General features: G+C 73.4%; 18 protein-coding genes and 1 pseudogene. 16 read left to right on the top strand and 3 right to left on the bottom strand.

Going from position 1 to position 22,602, the window contains the following annotated elements; genetic code table 11:
* The first annotated feature begins 254 nt into the window (after positions 1-254).
* The 4 genes and pseudogenes from AB0N17_RS13510 to AB0N17_RS13495 form a co-directional block, all read left to right on the top strand.
* Complete coding sequence (locus AB0N17_RS13510) at positions 255-2,129, top strand: AMP-dependent synthetase/ligase (RefSeq protein ID WP_366011411.1); 1,875 nt, start codon at positions 255-257, stop codon at positions 2,127-2,129.
* A 206-nt stretch (positions 2,130-2,335) separates the two neighbouring features.
* The gene (locus AB0N17_RS13505; RefSeq protein ID WP_366011484.1) at positions 2,336-4,162 is read left to right on the top strand and encodes a SpoIIE family protein phosphatase; all 1,827 of its coding nucleotides are present in this window, start codon (positions 2,336-2,338) and stop codon (positions 4,160-4,162) included.
* A 27-nt stretch (positions 4,163-4,189) separates the two neighbouring features.
* Positions 4,190-5,422 (top strand): radical SAM family heme chaperone HemW, encoded by a 1,233-nt coding sequence (gene hemW / locus AB0N17_RS13500; RefSeq protein WP_366011410.1) that lies wholly within the window; start codon positions 4,190-4,192, stop codon positions 5,420-5,422.
* Between the two features lie 162 nt (positions 5,423-5,584).
* Positions 5,585-5,785, top strand: a pseudogene (locus AB0N17_RS13495) (Uma2 family endonuclease); the annotation flags it as partial.
* Here AB0N17_RS13495 and AB0N17_RS13490 read toward each other — a convergent pair.
* Both AB0N17_RS13490 and AB0N17_RS13485 read right to left on the bottom strand, forming a co-directional pair.
* Positions 5,763-6,632 carry a DUF3097 domain-containing protein gene (locus AB0N17_RS13490; RefSeq protein ID WP_366011409.1) on the bottom strand — a complete coding sequence of 290 codons (870 nt, stop codon included), beginning with the start codon at positions 6,630-6,632 and terminating at the stop codon, positions 5,763-5,765. The pseudogene AB0N17_RS13495 and the gene AB0N17_RS13490 overlap by 23 nt on opposite strands.
* A 34-nt stretch (positions 6,633-6,666) precedes the next feature.
* Positions 6,667-7,389, bottom strand: a complete 723-nt coding sequence (locus AB0N17_RS13485) for an MBL fold metallo-hydrolase (RefSeq protein WP_366011408.1) — start codon at positions 7,387-7,389, stop codon at positions 6,667-6,669.
* Between the two features lie 173 nt (positions 7,390-7,562).
* On the opposite strand from AB0N17_RS13485, the gene hrcA reads away from it, so the two are divergent.
* The 10 genes from hrcA (at position 7,563) to AB0N17_RS13435 (ending at position 18,633) form a co-directional block, all read left to right on the top strand.
* Positions 7,563-8,579, top strand: a complete 1,017-nt coding sequence (gene hrcA, locus AB0N17_RS13480; protein WP_366011407.1) for a heat-inducible transcriptional repressor HrcA — start codon at positions 7,563-7,565, stop codon at positions 8,577-8,579.
* Positions 8,580-9,716, top strand: a complete 1,137-nt coding sequence (gene dnaJ, locus AB0N17_RS13475; RefSeq protein WP_366011405.1) for a molecular chaperone DnaJ — start codon at positions 8,580-8,582, stop codon at positions 9,714-9,716.
* Between the two features lie 446 nt (positions 9,717-10,162).
* A complete protein-coding gene (locus AB0N17_RS13470; RefSeq protein WP_366011404.1) occupies positions 10,163-11,239 on the top strand; it encodes a nitronate monooxygenase in 1,077 nt (358 codons plus the stop codon).
* A complete protein-coding gene (locus AB0N17_RS13465) occupies positions 11,236-11,988 on the top strand; it encodes a 16S rRNA (uracil(1498)-N(3))-methyltransferase (protein ID WP_366011403.1) in 753 nt (250 codons plus the stop codon). Before AB0N17_RS13470 ends, AB0N17_RS13465 begins: the two co-directional genes overlap by 4 nt.
* Positions 11,989-12,008: 20 nt before the next feature.
* Positions 12,009-12,401 (top strand): VOC family protein, encoded by a 393-nt coding sequence (locus tag AB0N17_RS13460; protein ID WP_366011402.1) that lies wholly within the window; start codon positions 12,009-12,011, stop codon positions 12,399-12,401.
* 92 nt (positions 12,402-12,493) lie between these two features.
* Positions 12,494-13,039, top strand: coding sequence for a hypothetical protein (locus AB0N17_RS13455; protein WP_366011401.1), 546 nt, complete (start codon positions 12,494-12,496; stop codon positions 13,037-13,039).
* A 109-nt stretch (positions 13,040-13,148) separates the two neighbouring features.
* On the top strand, positions 13,149-16,295 hold the full coding sequence (locus AB0N17_RS13450) for a PDZ domain-containing protein (RefSeq protein WP_366011483.1): 3,147 nt from the start codon (positions 13,149-13,151) through the stop codon (positions 16,293-16,295).
* A 47-nt stretch (positions 16,296-16,342) separates the two neighbouring features.
* The gene (locus AB0N17_RS13445) at positions 16,343-16,696 is read left to right on the top strand and encodes a histidine triad nucleotide-binding protein (protein ID WP_366011400.1); all 354 of its coding nucleotides are present in this window, start codon (positions 16,343-16,345) and stop codon (positions 16,694-16,696) included.
* Positions 16,697-16,702: 6 nt separating this feature from the next.
* Positions 16,703-17,608 carry a ribonuclease Z gene (locus tag AB0N17_RS13440; protein WP_366011399.1) on the top strand — a complete coding sequence of 302 codons (906 nt, stop codon included), beginning with the start codon at positions 16,703-16,705 and terminating at the stop codon, positions 17,606-17,608.
* A 20-nt stretch (positions 17,609-17,628) separates the two neighbouring features.
* Positions 17,629-18,633: an adenosine deaminase gene (locus AB0N17_RS13435; protein WP_366011398.1), complete on the top strand. Its 1,005-nt coding sequence runs from the start codon at positions 17,629-17,631 to the stop codon at positions 18,631-18,633.
* Here the strand turns inward: AB0N17_RS13435 and AB0N17_RS13430 are convergent.
* Entirely contained in the window at positions 18,585-19,823 is a 1,239-nt protein-coding gene (locus AB0N17_RS13430) for an MFS transporter (RefSeq protein ID WP_366011397.1), read from the bottom strand. The two genes, AB0N17_RS13435 and AB0N17_RS13430, sit on opposite strands and share 49 nt — an antisense overlap.
* Positions 19,824-20,287: 464 nt before the next feature.
* Between AB0N17_RS13430 and AB0N17_RS13425 the strand changes: the two genes are divergently transcribed.
* Together AB0N17_RS13425 and AB0N17_RS13420 are read left to right on the top strand one after the other, a co-directional pair.
* Positions 20,288-21,244 carry a 5-dehydro-4-deoxyglucarate dehydratase gene (locus AB0N17_RS13425; RefSeq protein WP_366011396.1) on the top strand — a complete coding sequence of 319 codons (957 nt, stop codon included), beginning with the start codon at positions 20,288-20,290 and terminating at the stop codon, positions 21,242-21,244.
* The gene (locus AB0N17_RS13420; RefSeq protein WP_366011395.1) at positions 21,241-22,530 is read left to right on the top strand and encodes a glucarate dehydratase family protein; all 1,290 of its coding nucleotides are present in this window, start codon (positions 21,241-21,243) and stop codon (positions 22,528-22,530) included. The genes AB0N17_RS13425 and AB0N17_RS13420 overlap by 4 nt, the downstream gene beginning before the upstream one ends.
* The last annotated feature ends 72 nt before the right edge of the window (positions 22,531-22,602 follow it).

Raw genomic sequence — 22,602 nt, 5'->3', positions numbered from 1 at the left:
TAACAACGGGTTACGTCCGCAATCCGGGCACAAGGGGGTCCGTCGTGCGAAAGTGCGGCGGGCCCCTACGCGTGCGTAGCGTCGCTCTCCGTGGAAAGTGACAGGCCGATGCCCCTTACGCAGCGGCCGGTCGCGGCTTACCCTGATGCCTGCTCGATAGTTACTCGCGAGTTAAACAACAGCTCGAAACCACACCGTGAGTTAACCCAGCCGCACCGAGTCAGCCGCACCGTCGCGGGCCCCCGGAGGATGTCGTGAGCGACACACAGACCTTGATCGAGAACCGTCCGCCGTCCGTGGCGGCCCTCTTCCTGGAGCGCGTGGCGGCCACACCGGACGCCGAGGCGTACCGCTATCCGGTGCCCGCAGCCTCCGGGCAGGGCCCCGACGAATGGAAGTCGCTCAGCTGGGCGCAGGCGGCCGAGCGGGTGTACGCCATCGCCGCCGGCCTCGTCGAACTGGGCGTGCAGCCGGAGCAGCGCGTGGCCCTCGCCTCCTCCACCCGCGTCGAGTGGCTCCTCGCCGACCTCGGCATCATGTGCGCGGGCGGCGCGACGACCACCATCTACCCGCAGACCAACGCGGACGAGTCGGCGTTCATCCTCTCCGACTCCGAGAGCCGGGTGCTGATCGCGGAGGACGCGGCCCAGGTCGCCAAGGCGCTCGAGAAGCGCGCCGAGCTGCCCGAGCTGACCAAGGTCGTCGTCGTCGACCCGGCCGGCGCGGAGACGAGCGACTGGGTGATCACCCTCGCCGAGCTGGAGAAGCGCGGCGCCGCCTACCTGGAGCAGCACCCGCAGCTGATCAAGGAGCGGGTCGGCGCGATCACCAGGGACCAGCTCGCCACCCTGATCTACACCTCCGGCACCACCGGCCGCCCCAAGGGCGTGCGCCTGCCGCACGACAACTGGGCGTACATGGCGCGGGCGATCGCCTCGACCGGCCTGGTCACCGTGGACGACGTGCAGTACCTGTGGCTGCCGCTCGCCCACGTCTTCGGCAAGGTGCTCACCTCCGGGCAGATCGAGGTCGGCCACGTCACCGCCGTCGACGGCCGCGTAGACAAGATCATCGAGAACCTTCCGGTGGTGCAGCCGACGTACATGGCGGCCGTGCCGCGCATCTTCGAGAAGGTCTACAACGGCGTCGCCGCCAAGGCCCGTGAGGGCGGCCCGGCCAAGTACAAGATCTTCCAGTGGGCCGCCGACGTCGCCCGCGAGTACGCCAAGGTCACCCAGGACAACTTCCGCCGCACCGGCACCCACGCGGCGCCGTTCGGCCTCGCCGCCAAGCACAAGGTCGCCGACACCCTCGTCTACGCCAAGCTCCGCGAGGCCTTCGGCGGCCGGCTGCGCGCCTGTGTCTCCGGCGCCTCCGCGCTCGCCCCGGAGATCGGCTACTTCTTCGCCGGCGCCGGCATCCACATCCTCGAGGGCTACGGCCTCACCGAGTCCTCCGCGGCCTCCTTCGTCAACCCCGGCGAGGCCTACCGCACCGGCACGGTCGGCAAGCCGCTGCCCGGCACGGAGGTCCGCATCGCCGAGGACGGCGAGATCCTGCTGCGCGGCCCCGGCATCATGGAGGGCTACCACGGGCTGCCCGAGAAGACCGCCGAGGTGCTGGAGTCCGACGGCTGGTTCCACACCGGCGACATCGGTGAGCTGTCCCCCGACGGCTACCTGCGCATCACCGACCGCAAGAAGGATCTGATCAAGACCTCCGGCGGCAAGTACGTCGCGCCGGCCGAGGTCGAAGGCCAGTTCAAGGGCGTCTGCCCGTACGTCTCCAACATCCTCGTGCACGGCGCCGACCGGAACTACTGCACCGCACTCATCGCCCTGGACGAGCCCGCGCTCCTGGACTGGGCGAAGGAGAACGGCCTGGAGGGCAGGTCCTACGCCGAGATCGTCGCCGCGCCGCAGACGGTGGAGATGGTCGACGGGTACGTCAAGCAGCTCAACGCCGGGCTGCAGAAGTGGCAGACCATCAAGAAGTTCCGGCTGCTGCCCCGGGACCTCGACGTGGAGCACGGGGAGATCACGCCGAGCCTGAAGCTGAAGCGGCCCGTGGTGGAGCGGGAGTACAAGCACCTCATCGACGAGATGTACGCGGGGGCCAGGGAGAAGTAGGCGGCGCTTCGGTGTGCGGGCGACCGCGGTTCCGCCGTGGTCGCCCGCCTCCCGTACGGCGGATCCGCCCATCGAGGCACTCCGAAGGCACTCCGCGCCCCTGGCCAGGTTGCGCCCGACGGCGTTCGAAAGTGGCCGTCTTCTGCACACTTCAGTGACTCAGCGCTTATGGGTGCCCCCGGTCTGTCACCCTGGGCCGCATGGACATGGCGGCCATACCGACGCAGCGGGAGAGCGAGGAGCGGAACCGCGCCAGTGAGGTGCGCGGGCGCGCGACCCTGTCCGGGAGCCCGCTCGCGCCGGGGTCCGCCCGTGCGCTGGTGCGGTCCGCGCTGGCCGAGGCGCCCGGGGCCACGGCGCGGCTCGTCGACGACGCCATGGCCGTCGTCAGCGAGCTGGTCACCAACGCCGTCGTGCACGCCGGTACGGACGTGGACGTCGACTGGCGGCTGGAGGACACCGGCGCGTTCGTCGTCGAGGTCCGCGACCAGCATCCCTCCCGCGGCCCCCGCGACGCGCTCGACCCGGAGGCGAGGTACGACACCGCCGAGTACGGGCGCGGTCTGCGGCTGGTCGGCACGCTCGCCGAGTCCTGGGGCGTCACCTACCGCACCGGCACCAAGACGGTCTGGGCCCGGCTGCCCCCGGGCGGCAGCACGGTCACGGACGGCCCAGGCCCGGAGGCCGCCCTGGAGGTCGCCGAGGACCTCGCCCCGCAGCCGCACCGGGCCGGCGGCGAGCGGGACTGGCTCGGCCGGGGCGCGCTGTCCTTCCTCGCCGAGGCCTCCGACCTGCTCGCGGGACAGCTGGACGAGAACCTGGTCGCCGCCCTCACCGGCCAGCTGATCGTGCCCCGGCTCGCCGACTGGTGCGCGGTGTGGCTGGAGGACGAGGCGACCGTGCGCGGCGGCGCCGGCACCGGACCCGCCCGGGTCTGGCACGCCAGCGAGAACCGCATCGAGGAACTGCGCTGCGCCCTGGAGAAGGAGCCGCCGGACCCGCGCGACGGGCTGCGCTCCGGCCCCGAGCCGTACCCGTGGCCCGGGGACGCGCTCGGCCCGCACAGCGGCGACGGCACGGCCCTGTCGTACCGGCTGATCGCGGGCGGCCGGCCGCTCGGCACGCTGGTGATCGGCCGGTGCGGACTGCTCGGCTTCCCCGACGAGGTCACCGGGCTCGTGGAGGACCTCAGCCGCCGGGTCGCCCTCGCCATCGGCGCCGCCCGCCAGTACGCCCGCCAGGCCACCATCAGCGCCGTCCTGCAGCGCGGCCTGCTGCCCGGCGCGGTCGCCGAGATCCCCGGGATGCGCAGCGCGCTCGTCTACGAGCCCTGCGACAAGGGCGGCCCCAGCGGCGACTTCTACGACGTGTTCCCGGCGGGCGACGGCCGCTGGTGCTTCGCCGTCGGGGACGTGCAGGGCAAGGGCCCCGAGGCGGCGGTCGTGATCGGCCTCGCCCGGCCCTGGCTGCGCCTGCTGGCCCGCGAGGGCTACCGGGTCGCCGACGTCCTCGACCGCCTCAACCAGCTGCTCCTCGACGACGCCACCGAGGCCGCCGACGCCGCCGCCCGCGCCCTGGTCGCCGCCGGCGGCCGGCCCGTGGCCCCCGGCGACGGCCCGCAGACCCGCTTCCTGTCCCTCCTCTACGGCGAGCTGACACCCCACGAGGACGGGGTCCGCTGCACCCTCGCCTCCGCCGGCCACCCGCTGCCGCTCGTCCTCGGCCCCGACGGCACGGTGCGCACCGCCGCCCGGCCGCAGACCCTGCTCGGCGTCGTCGAGGACGAGACCTACACCAGCGAGACCCTGGAGCTGCTGCCGGGCGACAGCCTGCTGTGCGTCACCGACGGGGTGACCGAGCGGCGCTCCGGCTCCCGCCAGTTCGACGACGGCGACGGCCTGGCCCGCGCCCTGTCCGGCTGTGCCGGGCTCGGCGCCGAGCTGATCGCGGAAAGGATCCGCCGCATGGTGCACGACTTCGGCGGCGGCCTGCCCGAGGACGACCTGGCCCTGCTGGTGCTGCAGGCGGAGTAACGGCGCCGGTGCTGGACAATGGAGGGCATGCCTTCCGCACTCCCCGACGGCGAGCCCGTCCCCGCCGACGGCGCGCTGCCCGCGCAGGCCCTGGCCGGGGCCGGTGACCGCCCGCTCGGCTTCTACCTGCACGTCCCGTACTGCGCGACCCGCTGCGGCTACTGCGACTTCAACACCTACACCGCGACCGAGCTGCGCGGCACGGGCGGCGTGCTGGCGTCCCGCGACAACTACGCGCAGACCCTGACCGACGAGATCCGCCTGGCGCGGAAGGTCCTGGGCGACGACCCGCGCGAGGTCCGTACGGTCTTCGTCGGCGGCGGCACGCCCACGCTGCTGGCGGCCGACGACCTGGTCCGGATGCTGGGCGCGGTCCGTGACGAGTTCGGCCTGGCACCGGACGCCGAGGTCACCACCGAGGCCAACCCGGAGTCCGTCGACCCCGCCTACCTGGCCACCCTCCGCGCGGGCGGCTTCAACCGGATCTCGTTCGGCATGCAGAGCGCCAGGCAGCACGTGCTCAGGATCCTGGACCGCACCCACACCCCCGGGCGCCCCGAGCGTTGCGTGGCGGAGGCGCGGGCGGCCGGCTTCGAGCACGTCAACCTGGACCTGATCTACGGCACCCCGGGCGAGAGCGACGACGACTGGCGGGCGTCCCTGGAGGCGGCGATCGGCGCGGGGCCGGACCACGTCAGCGCCTACGCGCTCATCGTGGAGGAGGGCACCCGGCTCGCCCACCGCATCCGCCGCGGCGAGGTCCCGATGACCGACGACGACGTGCACGCGGACCGCTATCTGATCGCCGAGGAGACCCTCTCCGCGGCGGGCTTCTCCTGGTACGAGGTCTCCAACTGGGCCACCTCCGAGGCGGCCCGCTGCCTGCACAACGAGCTGTACTGGCGCGGCGCCGACTGGTGGGGCGCCGGCCCCGGCGCGCATTCGCACGTGGGCGGGGTGCGCTGGTGGAACGTCAAGCACCCCGGGGCGTACGCGGCGGCACTGGCGGACGGCCGGTCCCCGGGGGCCGGGCGGGAGCTGCTGACGGACGAGGACCGGCGCGTGGAGCGCGTCCTGCTGGAGCTGCGGCTGCGCGAAGGCGTGCCGCTGTCCCTGCTGAAGGAGGACGGCCTCGCGGCGTCCCGGCGCGCGCTGGCGGACGGACTCCTCCAGGAGGGGCCGTACGGGGAGGGGCGGGCCGTGCTGACGCTGCGCGGGCGGCTGCTGGCGGACGCGGTGGTGCGGGACCTGGTGGACTGATCACTCCGGCGAGCGAATCGCCCCGGGACTCCGGTTCGGTCCCTAACCTGGTTCGTAGGCCGCCGCCGTAACAGCACGGTGGCGGCAACCGGAGGGCTGCGGAGATGACTGCTGTGGACGACCGACCGACGACCGCCAGCATCGTGAAGATCTTCGAGAACTCCCGCCTACCTCATCATCGATCCCGTCATGGGCCAGTGCGTACTGCTCACTGAGCCGACGGGCAATGGAGAGGACGCGGATTACCGGTGCCAGCGGACCACCAAGTTCGGCGACCTTACGCCGCTGGAGCCACTCGGCATCGAACTTGACACCAGCGACTTCGCCCCCTACGAGAAGGTCAGGCCCCACCGCTACCCGTGACGAAGTCGATCAGCTCCTCCACCCGGCCCAGCAGCTCCGGCTCCAGGTCCTTGTAGGAGCCCACCCGCTTCAGGATCGCCTGCCACACCGCCCCGGTGTTCTCCGAAGGCCAGCCCAGCGCCCGGCACACGCCCGTCTTCCAGTCCTGCCCCTTGGGCACCGTCGGCCAGGCGTCGATCCCCAGCGCCGCCGGCTTCACCGCCTGCCAGATGTCGATGTACGGGTGGCCGACCACCAGGGCGTGCTCGCTGGTCACCGCCTCCGCGATCCGCCACTCCTTGGTGCCCGGCACCAAGTGGTCCACCAGGACGCCCAGACGGGCGTCCGGGCCCGGGGCGAAGGACTCCACGATCGACGGCAGGTCGTCCACGCCCTCCAGGTACTCCACGACCACGCCCTCGATGCGCAGGTCGTCGCCCCACACCTTCTCGACCAGCTCGGCGTCGTGCCGACCCTCGACGTAGATGCGGCCGGCGCGGGCCACGCGCGCGCGTGCGCCGGGGACGGCGACCGAGCCGGAGGCCGTCCGGGAGGGGCGGACCGGACCCGCGGACGGCCGTACGAGCGTCACCACGCGGCCCTCCAGGAGGAAGCCGCGCGGTTCCAGCGGGAACACCCGGTGCTTGCCGAAGCGGTCCTCCAGCGTCACCGTGCCCGCCTCGCAGCGGATCACCGCCCCGCAGAACCCGGTGCCGGGCTCCTCCACCACCAGGCCCGGCTCCGCCGCCACCTCGGGTGCGGGTTTCTGCTTCTTCCACGGCGGGGTCAGGTCGGCGGAGTACGTACGAGGGCGCGGGCCCGAAGGGCCCTCGTTGGAAGGGCGGTGGCGGGAGACGGGTGGGCGCATTCGGATGACGATAGGAGAAGCGACGTGGCCGTGCTCACGACACGCCGAACCGCGCCGCCAGGGCGTCCCGTTGCCGCCGTACGAAGGCCGCGTCCACCGCCGCTCCGTGCCCGGGCACGTACAGGGCGTCCGCCCCGCCCAGCGCGAGCAGCCGGTCCAGCGCGTCCGGCCAGCGGGACGGGACCGCGTCCAGGCCCGCCTGGGGCTCGCCCGACTCCTCGACCAGGTCGCCGCAGAACACCACCTCACGGTCCCCGGCGACCAGGACGGCGAGGTCGTGCGGGGTGTGGCCCGGGCCGACGTTGGCCAGCAGCACCTGCCGGCCGCCGCCCAGGTCCAGCGTCCACTCGCCGGAGACCAGGTGCTGCGGCGGGACCAGTGCGTCCACCGCCTCGTCCGCGTCGGCCTCCGGCAGACCGTTGCGGATCGCGTCCCCGCGCAGTTCCGCGCGCTCCGACGCCAGCACCGCGTCCGTCCCCACCGCCGCGTACACCTCGGCCCCGGCGAACGCGGACGCCCCGAAGACATGGTCGAAATGGGGGTGGGTGAGCGCGAGATGGGTCACACGCCCGCCGGCCAGCTCCTGCCCCTGGGCCCGCAGACGCGCTCCCTCGGCCAGACTCGAGCCGGCGTCCACCATGAGTGCCGTACCCTCGCCGAGGACGAGCCCCACCGTGCAGTCCCAGCCGGGCAGCCGGCACCGCCCGACCCCGGCGGCCAGCCGCTCCCATCCCAGGTCTTCCCAAGTCACCGTCATACCGCGACGCTAACGGTACGAGGTGGTACGGAACCGAAGGGGGCGGGACCGACCTTGCCCTGTGTGTACCCGACAGCCGTACACTGGGCGCGGGGAACGCTGGCACTCGCACGGGAAGAGTGCCAGGTGGACGACTCGGACGGACGACGGGACGACGTGCTGGAGGTGCGCGCATGCTGAGTGAACGCAGGCTTCAGGTGCTGCGCGCGATCGTCCAGGACTACGTCGGCACCGAGGAGCCCGTGGGCTCCAAGGCGCTCACGGAACGGCACAGCCTCGGTGTCTCCCCGGCGACCGTCCGCAACGACATGGCGGCCCTGGAGGACGAGGGGTACATCGCGCAGCCGCACACCAGCGCGGGACGCATCCCCACCGACAAGGGCTACCGGCTGTTCGTGGACAAGCTGGCGGGCGTCAAGCCGATGACGGCGCCCGAGCGGCGGGCCATCCAGAACTTCCTGGAGGGCGCCGTCGACCTCGACGACGTCGTGGCGCGGACCGTACGGCTGCTCGCGCAGCTGACCCGGCAGGTCGCCGTGGTGCAGTATCCGTCCCTGACCCGGTCCACCGTGCGGCACGTGGAGCTGCTCGCGCTCGCCCCCGCGCGCGTGATGCTCGTGCTGATCACGGACACCGGCCGGGTCGAGCAGCGGATGGTCGACTGCCCGGCGCCGTTCGGGGACGCCTCGCTCGCGGATCTGCGGGCGCGGTTGAACAGCCGGGTCGCGGGCCGCCGGTTCACGGATGTGCCGAAGCTCGTCGAGGACCTGCCGGAGGCGTTCGATCCGGAGGACCGCGGTACGGTCTCCACGGTGCTCTCCACCCTCCTGGAGACACTCGTCGAGGAGAACGAGGAGCGGCTGATGATCGGCGGCACGGCCAATCTCACCCGCTTCGGGCATGACTTTCCCCTCACGATCCGGCCCGTCCTGGAGGCGCTGGAGGAGCAGGTCGTGCTCCTCAAGCTCCTGGGCGAGGCGAAGGATCCGGGCATGACCGTGCGCATCGGGCACGAGATCGCCCACGAAGGACTCAACTCCACCTCCGTGGTGTCGGTGGGCTACGGTTCGGGCGGCGAGGCGGTTGCCAAGCTCGGCGTGGTCGGACCGACCCGCATGGACTACCCGGGAACGATGGGAGCGGTACGCGCAGTGGCACGGTACGTCGGACAGATCCTGGCGGAGTCGTAAGTGGCCACGGACTACTACGCCGTTCTCGGCGTGCGCCGCGACGCGTCGCAGGATGAGATCAAGAAGGCGTTCCGCCGGCTCGCGCGCGAGCTGCACCCGGACGTCAACCCCGATCCGAAGACCCAGGAGCGGTTCAAGGAGATCAACGCCGCTTACGAGGTGCTGTCGGATCCGCAGAAGAAGCAGGTCTACGACCTCGGCGGCGACCCGCTCTCGCAGGCCGGCGGTGCCGGTGCGGGCGGCTTCGGCGCCGGTGGCTTCGGCAACTTCTCCGACATCATGGACGCGTTCTTCGGTACGGCGTCGCAGCGCGGCCCGCGCTCGCGCACTCGGCGCGGCCAGGACGCGATGATCCGGATCGAGGTCGAGCTGGACGAGGCGGCCTTCGGCACGACCAAGGACATCCAGGTCGACACCGCGGTCGTCTGCAACACCTGCAACGGTGACGGCGCGGCCCCGGGCACGTCCGCCCAGACGTGTGACATGTGCCGTGGCCGCGGTGAGGTCTCGCAGGTCACCCGGTCCTTCCTCGGCCAGGTCATGACCTCGCGCCCCTGCCCCCAGTGCCAGGGCTTCGGCACGGTCGTGCCGACCCCGTGCCCGGAGTGCGCCGGCGACGGCCGGGTCCGTTCCCGCCGCACCCTGACGGTGAAGATCCCGGCCGGTGTGGACAACGGCACGCGGATCCAGCTCGCCGGCGAGGGCGAGGTCGGCCCCGGCGGCGGCCCGGCCGGTGACCTCTACGTCGAGATCCACGAGCTGCCGCATCAGACGTTCCAGCGGCGCGGCGACGACCTGCACTGCACGGTCACCATCCCGATGACCGCGGCGGCCCTCGGCACCAAGGTCCCGCTGGAGACCCTGGACGGCATGGAGGAGGTCGACATCCGGCCCGGCACCCAGTCCGGCCAGTCGATCCCGCTGCACAACCGGGGCGTCACGCATCTGCGCGGCGGCGGCCGGGGCGACCTGATCGTGCACGTGGAGGTCACGACCCCGACGAAGCTCGACCCCGAGCAGGAGCGCCTGCTGCGCGAACTGGCCAAGCTGCGCGGCGAGGAGCGCCCGACGGGCCAGTTCCAGCCGGGGCAGCAGGGGTTGTTCTCGCGGTTGAAGGACGCGTTCAACGGGCGTTGACGCGAGCTGCGGCCTGGCTGGGGGTCCGGGGGTCGGCTCCCGGGCGGGCACGGTCAGCCGGGGTGGCAGGGGTTGTTCTCGCGGTTGGAGGACGCGTTCAACGGGCGTTGACGCGAGCTGCGGCCTGGCTGGGGGTCCGGGGGTCGGCTCCCGGGCGGGCACGGTCAGCCGGGGTGGCAGGGGTTGTTCTCGCGGTTGGAGGACGCGTTCAACGGGCGTTGACGCGAGCTGCGGCCTGGCTGGGGGTCCGGGGGTCGGCTCCCGGGCAGGCACGGTCAGCCGGGGCAGCAGGGGTTGTTCTCGCGGTTGAAGGACGCGTTCAACGGGCGCTGATCCGGCCGGGCGGAAAGGGGCATGGGCGGTGCCGCGGCACCCCCTATGCCCCTGGCCTATGCCGCGGGAAGCCCGGATTCGGACTCTTTCAAAGGACGTGACAACATGCGGTCATGTCCTCCGCGCTGACCGATCTCTTCCCCCACCCGATCGTGCAGGCTCCCATGGCGGGCGGCGGTTCCGTCCCGCAGCTCGCCGCCGCCGTCTCCGAGGCCGGCGGTCTCGGATTCCTCGCCGCCGGTCTCAAGACCGCCGACGGCATGTACCAGGAGATCAAGCAGCTGCGAGGGCTCACCGGCCGCCCCTTCGGCGTGAACGTGTTCATGCCCCAGCCCGAATACGCCGAGTCGGGAGCGGTCGACCTCTACGCCCACCAGCTGGCCGGCGAGGCCGCCTGGTACGACACGGAGCTGGGCGACCCGGACAGCGGGCGGGACGACGGGTACGACGCCAAGCTCGCCGTGCTGCTCGACAACCCGGTGCCGGTGGTCTCCTTCCACTTCGGCGTGCCGAGCCGCGAGGCCCTCGACGCCCTGCGCCGCGCCGGGACCTTCACCCTGGTCACCGCCACCACCGCGGAGGAGGCCCGCGCGGTCGAGCGGGCCGGCGCGGACGCGGTGATCGCCCAGGGCGTGGAGGCCGGCGGCCATCAGGGCACGCACCGGGACATCCCGGAGAACGACGGCTCCGGCATCGGGCTGCTGTCCCTGATCGCGCAGATCAGGGAGGCCGTCGGCATACCGGTCGTCGCCGCCGGCGGTCTCATGCGCGGCAGCCAGATCGCCGCCGTCCTCGCGGCGGGCGCGAGCGCGGCCCAGCTGGGCACCGCCTTCCTCGCCACCCCGGAGTCCGGCGCCCACGCCCTGCACAAGCAGGCACTCACCAACCCCCTGTTCGCGCGCACCGAGTTGACCCGCGCCTTCTCCGGCCGCCCGGCGCGCGGACTGGTCAACCGCTTCCTGCGCGAGCACGGTCCGTACGCCCCCGCCGCGTACCCGGAGATCCACCACCTCACCACTCCGCTGCGCAAGGCCGCCGCCAAGGCCGGGGACGCCCAGGGCATGGCGCTGTGGGCCGGTCAGGGGCACCGGATGGCCCGGGAGCTGCCCGCCGGGCGGCTGGTGGAGGTGCTGGCCGAGGAACTCGACGCCGCCAGGACAGCGTTGTCGGCCGAGGGAGGCCCGAGATGACCGCTCCCGTGTTCCTCGTCGACTCGCTGGAGGGCGTGGGCCCCGGCTCGGTCGTCGACGTCACCGGCCCCGAGGGGCGGCACGCGGTCTCCGTGCGGCGGTTGCAGCCCGGGGAGAACGTGGTGCTCACCGACGGCGACGGCCGGGGGGCGGCCGGGGTCGTCGTCAGCGTGTCGGGCAAGGACCACCTGGTGGTCGAGCCGTTCGAGTTCCCGGTGGAACCCGAGCCCAGCCCCCGTATCACCGTCGTCCAGGCCCTGCCCAAGGGCGACCGGGGCGAGCTGGCCGTGGAGACGATGACGGAGACCGGTGTCGACGCGATCGTGCCCTGGCAGGCCGCCCGCTGCATCACCCAGTGGAAGGGCGACCGGGGCCTGAAGGCGCTCGCCAAGTGGCGGGCCACCGCGCGCGAGGCCGGCAAGCAGTCCCGCCGGCTGCGCTTCCCGGAGGTCGCGGACGCGGCGAGCACCAAGCAGGTCGCCGCGCTTCTCGCCGAAGCCGACTTCGCCGCCGTGCTGCACTCCGACTTCGAGCACACCAGCGTGCCCCTCGCCACCGCCGAACTCCCCGCCCGCGGCGACATCGTGCTGGTCGTCGGCCCCGAGGGCGGCGTCTCCCGCGACGAGCTCGCCCTCTTCGAGGAGGCGGGCGCGAAGGCGTGCGTGCTCGGTCCCACCGTGCTGCGCACATCCACCGCCGGCACCGCCGCCACGGCCCTCCTGCTGGGCCGCACCGGCCGCTGGTCCTGACACACATCTGGGGGAAAGCCATGGAACTCGCCCAAGTGCGGCTCCTCGTCACCGACTTCGCCGCCTGCTACCGCTTCTACGCCGACGTCCTCGGCCTCAAGCCGCAGTCCGGCGCGACCGGGGGACCGTACGAGAAGTTCAGCCCGCACACCGGCTCCGCGGGGATCGCGCTGCAGGACCGGGCGATGATGGCGCAGATCCTGCGGGAGCTGGAGGAGGCCGCCACCGGGCACCGCTCCCTGGTCGTCCTGCGCGTCGACGACCTGGACGCCTACTGCGCGGAGATCACCGCCCGGGGCGCGACGCTGCTGCACGGCCCGGCCCCGATGACCGACCGCATGCGCGTGGCCCACCTCAGGGACCCCGAGGGCAACCTGGTGGAACTCCAGCAGTGGCTGCTGCTGCGCGGCTAGCTTCCCTCCTGCGCCCCTCGGGGACGCCCCGAACGGGTGAGTGGCCGTAAGCGACCTTCCCCGGTGCCGCCGCCGGTGGCACGCTGCCCTGCATGGGGGTTCTGAGAGGGAATCGACGCCGTGTGCAGGTCGTGGCCGCCGCCGGGCTGGTCGTGGTGGCCGGTGGGGCCCTGGTGGCGTGTCAGCCCGGTGATCTCGACACCGTGACCGCCGCCTACACCACCGACACCACCGCGACCGCCAAGCTCAAGCAGCAGCACGTCGACGTCAGTTGGCTCAGCTGCACCGGCGACTGGGGGGACCACGGCCCGGCGGCGAGGACGCCCGCGCCGAGTGAGACCACCGTCGTCTCCGTCGACTGCCAGGGCGAGACCCGGGACCGGCGGAAGATCACCGTCACCGGGAAGGTGACCAAGGCCGTCGACGGCGCCTGCGTACGCGGCGATCTCACGGCCAGGGTCGGCGGCAGGCGGGTGTTCCACGTCGACGGACTCGGCGACTGCGGTGCCACGCCCGGACCGACGTACCGGCCGCCCACGTACGGGCCGGGAGGCGGAAAACCCACCGTGACGGTGACCGTCACCCGGACCCTGTGGTGCAAGGGCGATCCCACCTGCTGGCCCGTCGAAGGCAAGTGACCGCGCGGCGTGTGACGGGAACCGCGAGCGGGGCCCACCGGTCACTGCGTACAGTGACGGGGTGACTCAGGGTGCCGCCTATCTCCGATATCCCCATGTGCACGGCGACTTGGTGACCTTCGCCGCCGAGGACGACGTCTGGCTCGCGCCCCTCGACGGCGGCCGGGCCTGGCGGGTCAGCGCCGACAACACGCCGGTGACCCAGCCCCGGATATCGCCGGACGGGCGGTCCCTCGCCTGGACCTCCACCCGGGACGGCGCACCCGAGGTGCATGTCGCCCCCGTCGACGGCGGCCCCGCCGAGCGGCTGACGTACTGGGGCAACCGCCGCACCGAGGTGCGCGGCTGGACACCCGACGGGCGGGTGCTCGCGCTCGGCGCGCAGGGCCGCCCCACCTTCCGCCACACCTGGGCGCACGCCGTCCCGCTGGACGCCGGGCCGGCCGAGACCCTGCCGTACGGGCCCGTCGGCGCCGTGGCGTTCGGGCCGGCCACCGTGCTGCTGTCCGCGCCGATGGGCCGCGAGGCCGCCCACTGGAAGCGCTACCGGGGCGGCACGGCGGGCAAGCTGTGGATCGACCGCGACGGCGACGGCGCGTTCGTCCGGCTGCACGAGGAGCTCGACGGCAACATCGAGTGCCCGGTGTGGGCGGGCGACCGCATCGCCTTCCTCAGCGACCACGAGGGCACCGGAGCCCTGTACTCCTCCCTCGCCGACGGCTCCGACCTGCGCCGGCACACCCCGCTCGACGGGTTCTACGCCCGGCAGGCGGCCGGCGACGGCAGCCGCGTCGTCTACGGCTCGGCCGGTGAACTGTGGCTGCTGGACGACCTGGAGGGCGCCGAACCGCGCCGGCTGGACGTACGGCTCGGCGGCCCCCGCACGGACCTGCGGCCGCACCCGGTGAACGCCTCCCGCTGGTTCGGCGAGGCTTCCCCCGACCACACCGCCCGCGGCAGCGCCGTGTGCGTGCGCGGTGGTGTCCACTGGGTCACCCACCGCTCGGGACCCGCACGCGCCCTCGCCGCCGTCCCCGGCGTCCGGGCCCGGTCCCCGCGCGCCTTCCGCGCCGAGGGCGAGGAGTGGGTGGTGTGGGTGACGGACGCGGAGGGCGCCGACGCCCTGGAGTTCGCCCCGGCCACCGGCCTCGCCCCCGGCGCGATCCCGCGCCGGCTCGCCGCCGGGCAGCTCGGCCGGGTCCTGGAGCTGGCCGTGGCACCCGACGGCAGCCGGGCCGCCGTCGCCGCGCACGACGGCCGCCTCCTGCTCGTCGAGCGGGAGACCGGCGAGGTCCGCGAGGTCGACCGCAGCGACGACGGCGAGGTCTCCGGACTCGCCTTCTCGCCCGACTCCGCCTGGCTCGCCTGGGCCCACCCCGGCGCCCGCCCGCTCACCCAGCTGCGCATCGCCCACACCACCGACCTGTCGGTCACCGAGGCGACACCCCTGCGCTTCCAGGACTACGCGCCCGCCTTCACCCTCGACGGCAAACACCTCGCCTTCCTCTCCAACCGCGCCTTCGACCCGGTCTACGACGAGCACGTCTTCGACCTGGCGTTCGTGGTGGGCGCCCGCCCGCACCTGATAACGCTGGCCGCCACCACCCCGTCGCCGTTCGGCCCGCAGCGCCACGGCCGCCCCTTCGAGGCCTCCGACAAGGACGAGACCCCCGACAGCGAGGGCACCCCGGCCACCCGCGTCGACCTGGACGGCCTCGCCGACCGGATCGTGCCCTTCCCGGTCGAGGCCGGCCGCTACTCGGGCCTGCGCGCCGCCAAGGACGGCGTCCTGTGGCTGCGCCACCCCGTGCAGGGCGTCCTCGGCGCCTCCCGCGCCCACCCCGAGGACCCCGACCCGCACACCGAGCTGGAGCGGTACGACCTCGCCCAGCGGCGCCTGGAACACCTGGCGTCCGACGCCGACCACTTCGAGGTCAGCGGCGACGGCAAGCGCGTCCTGCTGTGGACCGACGGCCGGCTCCGGGTCGTCCCCAGCGACCGCCGTACCGGCTCCGACGACGACGGCGACACCAGCGTCACCGTCGACCTGGCCCGTGTCCGGCAGACCGTCGACCCGGTCGCCGAGTGGCGGCAGATGTACGACGAGACCGGCCGCCTCATGCGCGACCACTTCTGGCGGCCCGACCTCGGCGGCGTCGACTGGGACGGCGTCCTCGACCGCTACCGCCCCGTCCTGGGCCGCCTGGCCACCCACAGCGACCTCGTCGACCTGTTGTGGGAGGTGCACGGCGAACTCGGCACCTCGCACGCCTACGTGATCCCGTCCGGCGGCCGGCGCGGCGGGGCCCGGCACGGCCTGCTCGGCGCCGACATCTCCCGTCACCAGGACGGCGGCTGGCGCATCGACCGCATCCTGCCCTCCGAGACCTCCGACCCGGACGCCCGCTCCCCGCTCGCCGCACCCGGCGTCGCCGTCCGCCCCGGCGACGCGATCATCGCCGTGGCCGGCCACCCCGTCGACCCGGTCACCGGCCCCGGCCCGCTCCTGGCCGGCACGGCGGGCCACCCCGTCGAGCTGACCGTCTCCCCGGCGGGCGGCGGCGAGCCCCGCCACACCGTCGTCGTCCCGATCGCCGACGAGGAACCCCTGCGCTACCACGCCTGGGTCGCCGACCGCCGCGCCCACGTCCACGAGGCCTCCGCCGGCCGGCTCGGCTACCTCCACGTCCCCGACATGCAGGCCCCCGGCTGGGCCCAGATCCACCGTGACCTGCGTGTCGAGGTCGCCCGCGAGGGACTCGTGGTCGACGTCCGCCAGAACAACGGCGGCCACACCTCCCAACTGGTCGTGGAGAAACTGGCCCGCCGCATCATCGGCTGGGACGTGCCCCGCGGCATGCGCCCCACCAGTTACCCGCTCGACGCCCCCCGGGGCCCCGTCGTCGCCGTCGCCAACGAGTTCTCCGGCTCCGACGGCGACATCGTCAACGCGGCGATCAGGGCACTCGGCATCGGCCCGGTCGTCGGCACCCGCACCTGGGGCGGCGTCATCGGCATCGACAGCCGCTACCACCTGGTCGACGGCACCCTGATCACCCAGCCCAAGTACGCGACGTGGCTGGAGGGGGTGGGCTGGGACGTGGAGAACCACGGCGTGGACCCGGACGTGGAGGTCGTCCAGAGGCCGCAGGACTGGGCGGAGGGCCGCGACGCCCAGTTGGACGAGGCGGTGAGGCTGGCCCTCGCGGCCCTGGAGACGGCACCGGCCAAGACGCCTCCGGCGCTGCCTGCCTGAACGACTACGATGCACCGGTATTGATCACCAGCGTGAGGAGGCCACGCATGGCCGGAGAACCGCAGGACGACTGCCTGTTCTGCAAGATCGTCGGGGGCCAGATCCCGGCGACGATCGTCCGCGAGACAGACACCACCGTCGCCTTCCGGGACATAAACCCCCAGGCCCCCACCCACATTCTGGTGATCCCCAAGGCCCACTACGAGAACGCCGCCGCCCTCGCCGCGGGCGCGCCGCAGCTCGCGGCCGACGTGCTCGCGGAGACCCAGGCCGTGGCCGACGAGGAGAAACTCGAGAGCTACCGGACCGTCTTCAACACCGGCAGCGGCGCCGGGCAGACCGTCTGGCACGCCCACGCGCACGTCCTCGGCGGCCGTGGCCTGCAATGGCCCCCCGGATGACTCGCCATGTCCGTCCGTGAACTGGTGGTCCTCGGCACCGCCAGCCAGGTCCCGACCCGGCACCGCAACCACAACGGCTATCTGCTGCGGTGGGACGGCGAGGGCCTCCTCTTCGACCCCGGCGAGGGCACACAGCGCCAGATGCTGCGCGCCGGGGTCGCCGCGCACGACCTGAACCGGATCTGCGTCACGCACTTCCACGGCGACCACTGCCTCGGCCTCGCCGGGGTCGTCCAGCGGATCAACCTGGACCAGGTGCCGCACGAGGTCACCGCCCACTACCCGCGCTCCGGGCAGCGCTTCTTCGACCGGCTGCGGTACGCCACCGCCTACCGGGAGACGGTCGGCGTCACCGAGGCACCCGTCGCCGCCGACGGCGTCCTCGCGGTGACCCCGTCGTACACCCTGGAGGCGCGCAGGCTGTCCCACCCCGTCGAGTCCTACGGCTACCGGCTGATCGAACCCGACGGCCGCCGTATGCTGCCCGACCGGCTCGCCGCGCACGGCATCCAGGGGCCCGACGTCGGCCGGCTGCAGCGCGACGGCAGGATCGGGGACGTGACGCTGGAGGACGTCAGCGAGGTGCGGCGCGGGCAGCGGTTCGCGTTCGTCATGGACACCCGGCTGTGCGAGGGCGTGCACGCGCTCGCCGAGGGCTGCGACCTGCTCGTCATCGAGTCGACCTTCCTCGACGAGGACGCCGCACTGGCCACGGAGCACGGCCACCTGACCGCCGGTCAGGCCGCCGCCGTCGCCCGGGAAGCGGGCGTACGGCACCTCGTCCTCACCCACTTCAGCCAGCGCTACACCGAGCCCGAGGAGTTCGAGCGGCAGGCCCGCGCGGCCGGGTTCGAGGGCGAGCTGACCGTGGCCTACGACCTGCTGCGAGTGCCGGTTCCGAAACGCCGGTAAAGCACCCGTACGATGCTTCGATGCCCCTCCCGAAAGCAGAACTGCACCTCCACATCGAAGGCACCCTGGAGCCGGAGCTGGCGTTCGAGCTGGCCGCCCGCAACGGGGTGACCCTGCCGTACGCCGACACGGAGGCCCTCCGTCAGGCCTACCGGTTCAAGGACCTGCAGTCCTTCCTGAACCTGTACTACGAGCTCATGGCCGTCCTGCGGACCGAGCAGGACTTCGCCGACCTGGCGAACGCCTACCTGGCCCGTGCCGCCGCACAGGGCGTGCGGCACGCGGAGATCTTCTTCGACCCGCAGGCCCACATCGCGCGGGGCGTGAGCCTCGGCACGGTCGTGGAGGGGCTGTGGCGGGCGCTCGGCGACAGCGAACGCGGCCACGGCGTCTCCACCAGGCTCATCATGTGCTTCCTGCGCGACGAGTCCGCCGACTCGGCCCTGGAGACGCTGCAGGCGGCGACGCCGTACCTGGACCGGATCACCGGGATCGGCCTGGACTCCGCCGAGGTCGGGCATCCGCCGGCGAAGTTCCGCGAGGTGTACGAGGCCGCGGCCGGGCTGGGGCTGCGCCGCGTCGCGCACGCCGGTGAGGAGGGGCCGCCGGCGTACATCACCGAGGCCCTCGACGTGCTCGGCATCGAGCGCGTCGACCACGGGCTGCGCTGCATGGAGGACCCGGAACTGGTCGAGCGGCTGGTGCGGGAACGGATCCCGCTCACCCTCTGCCCGCTGTCCAACGTCCGGCTGCGCACCGTCGACACCCTCGCCGACCACCCGCTCCCGGCCATGCTCGACGCCGGCCTGCTGTGCACGGTCAACTCCGACGACCCCGCCTACTTCGGCGGCTACGCGGGCGACAACTTCACGGCCGTGCGCGACACGCTGGGCCTCACCGAGGACCGGCTGCGGGAGCTGGCCCGCAACTCCTTCCTCGCCTCCTTCCTGGAGGACGACGAGGAGCGCAGGGCCCGCTACCTGGCCGAGGTCGACGCGTACGAGTTCGGCGACGCGGTGTCGTAGGCGTGCCGCGCGGGCACGGCGGGCGTCTCCACCGCGACCTCCACGACCTCCACGACCGGCAGGGGCCGCCTGCCCGCCCGCAGCGCCACCGCCGTCATCGGCACGGTGATCAGCAGCAGCCCGGCGGCGAGGAGCAGCCCCATCGCCGGGAAGCCCGCCCAGCCGGCCAGCACGCTGCCGGCCAGCGGCCCCGCCGCCGTGCCCAGCGACGCCGCCGAGCCGACCAGCACCGCCCAGCGGCCCCGGGGGTCGAGGGAGGCGGCGAGGCCGATGACGTACGACAGCACGACCGGGTAGAGCAGGTTCCAGGAGATCTCCCCGGCGGCGAACGCGGGCAGGCTGGTCGCGGACGCGCTCAGCGCGATACAGCCCGCGATCAGGGCCGTGCCGGCGCCGATCGGCACCGCCCGGCCCAGCCGGGCGCCGAGCGCCCCCGCGCCCAGGACCCCGACCAGACCGGCGCCGAGCGCGACCGCGAACACGACGCCGACGGTGACCTCGGTGAGGTGGGCCTGGCCGAGGCCGATCCGGCCGCTGACGCCCCACAGCGCGTTCTGCGCCAGGGACCAGCAGGGCATGGCGGCGGCCAGCAGCAGACCGGCCCGCGGGCGGGGGAGCCGGCCGCCGCGCCCGGCCGGGGTGCGGGCGGGTGCGGCAGGGCCGGACAGCCGGCCGGTGAACGGCCAGACGGCGAGCGCGGTCAGCGCGAGGGCGGCCAGCGGCAGCCCGTGGCCGGGGCCGAGCCGGGGGATCGTCAGATAGAGGGCGCCCGCGAGGGCGGAGACGCCGAGCAGGCCGAGCGTGGTGACGCGGTGCGGGTCCCTCTGGGCGGCGATGCCGCTCGCGGCGACCGCCGTGACCGTGCCCGAACCGAATCCGCCGAGCACCGCACCGGCGACGACGGCGGGCACGAACCCGGTGAGGGCGGCACCGCCGTAACCGAGGACGGCGAGCCCGAGGCCGAGCCGGGCGAGGGTCCGGACCCCGATCCGCTCCACCCGGGAGGCCAGCAGGAAGCCCGCCGTCGCCGAACTCAGCAGCAGCGCGCTGCCGACGGCCCCCGCCTGGGTGGCGCTGAGCGGAAGTCCGGCGTCGAGCCGGCCGACGGTGGTCGGCAGCAGGTAGGGGGAGAGGTACCCGGCCGTGAAGAGGGCGACGAGGGGCCAGGGCAGGGTGCGGGGGGCGGACACGGGCGTTCCCAGGGCAGGCGAAAGGAAGGACTACGAGAGAGGGGGGAGGGCGACGACCGTCGATCGACAGGAACGCGCGAGCAAGTTGTATCAAGCACGGGGTTCCGCGAAGAAGGCCGGATGGTGTGATCCGGGTCACTGCTGCGTTTGTGCTCGGTGAGTCGGGGTAAAAGTGGTCGCCGGTCCTCGATGGTCGTGGGTCCGCCGGACGTGCGCTATGGTTGATCACGTCGCGGACACCGAACTTCCGGTTCCGGACTGTGCGTTGGTGGTCCAAGGAAAGACGCCCCGCTTCCTGCGGGGAGATGCAGGTGCAAGGCCTGCCCGGCGCTCCATCGAGCCCCGTCCCGCCCTGTGCGGGACGGGGCTCTTCTGCATGTCCGCACGCGGCCCCTCCCATTGACGACCGCGGGTCCGTGTATCTAGCCTCTGTTCTCATACATGGACGGTATTCACAAGGGGAGATGATCTGGGTGGGCGGCGACCCGAGTCCTGAGGATGTGGCACGGCGGCTGCGGGACGGGATGCGGCAGGGCGTGCTGTCCTTCCCGCTCACCTCCTTCCGCGACGACGGCGCCCTCGACCCCGACGGCTTCCGCGCCCACGTCGCGGACCGCCTCGCCGCCGGACCCGGCGCCGTCTTCCCGGCCTGCGGCACCGGCGAGTTCTTCTCGCTGGACGAGGAGGAGTACCGCACCGTCGTGCGCGTCACGGCCGAGGAGGCGGCGGGCCGGGTGCCCGTGGTCGCCGGCACCGGGTACGGCTGGGCGCAGGCCGCCCGGTTCGCGCGGATCGCCGAGGAGGCCGGCGCCGACGCGCTGCTCGTGCTGCCGCACTACCTGGTCGACGCCCCGCAGGACGGACTCGCCGCCCAGCTGGAGCGGCTCGCCGCCCGCACCCGGCTGCCCCTGATCGCCTACCAGCGCGGCCAAGTCGCCTACGACGCCGACACGTTGCGGCGCATCGCCCGCATCCCGACCGTCATCGGCCTCAAGGACGGCCACAGCGACCTCGACCGGCTCCAGCGCCTCACCCTCGCCGCCCCCGACGGCTTCCTCTTCTTCAACGGCGCGGCCACCGCCGAGATCCAGGCCCGCGCCTACGCCACCGTCGGCGTCCCCGCCTACTCCTCCGCCGTGCACGCCTTCGCCCCCGAGATCGCCGGCGCCTTCTTCACCGCGCTCGGCGAGGGGGACCGCGGCACCATGGAGAAGCTGCTGCGCGCGTTCTACGTCCCCTTCGTCGAACTCCGCGACCGCGCACCCGGATACGCCGTCTCCCTGGTGAAGGCGGCGGCCCGGCTGCGGGGGCAGCGCGTCGGCCCGGTGCGCGCCCCGCTCACCGACCCCGCGCCCGCCGACCTCGCCGGCCTCAAGGCCCTCCTCACCGCCGGACTCGACCTCGTAGGAGCCTCCCTGTGACCCGTGACCTGACCATCGCCGAGGTACGGCTGACGCCGATCCTGGTCGCCGACGCGCCGCTGCTCAACACCCAGGGCGTGCACCAGCCGTACACGCCCCGGCTGATCGTCGAGGTCGTCACGGCCGACGGGATCACCGGGCTCGGTGAGACGTACGGCGACACCAAGTACCTCGACCTGGCCCGTCCGCTCGCCGCCCACCTCACCGGCCGGTCGGTCATGGATGTGAACGCCCTCTTCGCGGTCGACCTCGGTGTGGACGAGTCCCGGGTCGACGGCGAGGTGGACGCCGGGGGGCTGCGCGGGGTGCAGAGCGCCGACAAGCTGAGGCTGTCCGTGCTCTCCGCCTTCGAGGTCGCCTGCCTCGACGCCCAGGGCAGGGCGCTCGGGCTGCCCGTGCACGCCCTGCTCGGCGGCAGGCTCCGGGACACCGTCGAGTACAGCGCCTACCTGTTCTACAAGTGGGCCGGGCACCCGGCGGGCGTCCCGGCCGAGCCCGATTCCTGGGGCGCCGCCCTCGACCCGGCCGGAGTCGTGGAGCAGGCGCGCACCCTGCGGCGGCGGCACGGGTTCGGGTCGTTCAAGCTCAAGGGAGGGGTGTTCCCGCCCGAGGAGGAGATCGCGGCCGTCCGCGCCCTCGCCGACGCCTTCCCCGGCCACCCGCTGCGCCTCGACCCCAACGGCGCCTGGTCGGTGGAGACCTCCCTGAAGGTGGCGGAGGAGCTGGGGGACGTCCTGGAGTACCTGGAGGACCCGACGCTGGGCACGCCCGCCATGGCCGAGGTGTCCGCGGGCACCGGGGTCCCGCTCGCCACCAACATGTGCGTGACCACCTTCGGGGAGATCGCGGAGGCCTTCACGCGCGACGCCGTACAGGTCGTCCTCTCCGACCACCACTACTGGGGCGGGCTGCGCAACACCCGGCACCTCGCCGCCGTCTGCGCCGCCTTCGGGGTCGGGGTGTCCATGCACTCCAACACCCACCTCGGCATCAGCCTGGCCGCGATGACCCAGGTGGCCGCCACCGTGCCGGACCTGCACCACGCCTGCGACTCCCACTACCCCTGGCAGGCGGAGGACGTGCTCACCGAGCGGATCACCTTCACCGACGGCCGGGTCGCGGTCTCCGACGCCCCCGGACTCGGCGTCGAACTGGACCGCGACGAGCTGGCCCGGCTGCACCGGCGGTGGGCCGAGGACGACGGCTCGCTGCGCGACCGGGACGACGCGAAGGCGATGCGCGCGGCCGAGCCGGGGTGGCGCACGCCGGTGATGCCGCGCTGGTGAGCCCGGCCCGCGGGCCCCTTGTACGGAGCGCTACGTGGTGCACACTGGCCAGAACCGCACCACGTCAGGGAG

The organism is Streptomyces sp. NPDC051133 (assembly GCF_040682635.1).
In the GTDB taxonomy this organism is placed as follows: domain Bacteria; phylum Actinomycetota; class Actinomycetes; order Streptomycetales; family Streptomycetaceae; genus Streptomyces.
This window is presented reverse-complemented; position numbering and strand designations above follow the sequence as displayed.

Bases quoted from the DNA above. Each gene is read 5' to 3' on its own strand.
- AB0N17_RS13505 (WP_366011484.1), top strand. From the start codon at position 2,336: ATGGCGGCCATACCGACGCAGCGGGAGAGCGAGGAGCGGAACCGCGCC.
- hemW (WP_366011410.1), top strand. From the start codon at position 4,190: ATGCCTTCCGCACTCCCCGACGGCGAGCCCGTCCCCGCCGACGGCGCG.
- AB0N17_RS13490 (WP_366011409.1), bottom strand. From the start codon at position 6,632: ATGCGCCCACCCGTCTCCCGCCACCGCCCTTCCAACGAGGGCCCTTCG.
- AB0N17_RS13485 (WP_366011408.1), bottom strand. From the start codon at position 7,389: ATGACGGTGACTTGGGAAGACCTGGGATGGGAGCGGCTGGCCGCCGGG.
- hrcA (WP_366011407.1), top strand. From the start codon at position 7,563: ATGCTGAGTGAACGCAGGCTTCAGGTGCTGCGCGCGATCGTCCAGGAC.
- AB0N17_RS13470 (WP_366011404.1), top strand. From the start codon at position 10,163: ATGTCCTCCGCGCTGACCGATCTCTTCCCCCACCCGATCGTGCAGGCT.
- AB0N17_RS13465 (WP_366011403.1), top strand. From the start codon at position 11,236: ATGACCGCTCCCGTGTTCCTCGTCGACTCGCTGGAGGGCGTGGGCCCC.
- AB0N17_RS13460 (WP_366011402.1), top strand. From the start codon at position 12,009: ATGGAACTCGCCCAAGTGCGGCTCCTCGTCACCGACTTCGCCGCCTGC.
- AB0N17_RS13455 (WP_366011401.1), top strand. From the start codon at position 12,494: ATGGGGGTTCTGAGAGGGAATCGACGCCGTGTGCAGGTCGTGGCCGCC.
- AB0N17_RS13445 (WP_366011400.1), top strand. From the start codon at position 16,343: ATGGCCGGAGAACCGCAGGACGACTGCCTGTTCTGCAAGATCGTCGGG.
- AB0N17_RS13440 (WP_366011399.1), top strand. From the start codon at position 16,703: ATGTCCGTCCGTGAACTGGTGGTCCTCGGCACCGCCAGCCAGGTCCCG.
- AB0N17_RS13435 (WP_366011398.1), top strand. From the start codon at position 17,629: ATGCCCCTCCCGAAAGCAGAACTGCACCTCCACATCGAAGGCACCCTG.
- AB0N17_RS13425 (WP_366011396.1), top strand. From the start codon at position 20,288: ATGATCTGGGTGGGCGGCGACCCGAGTCCTGAGGATGTGGCACGGCGG.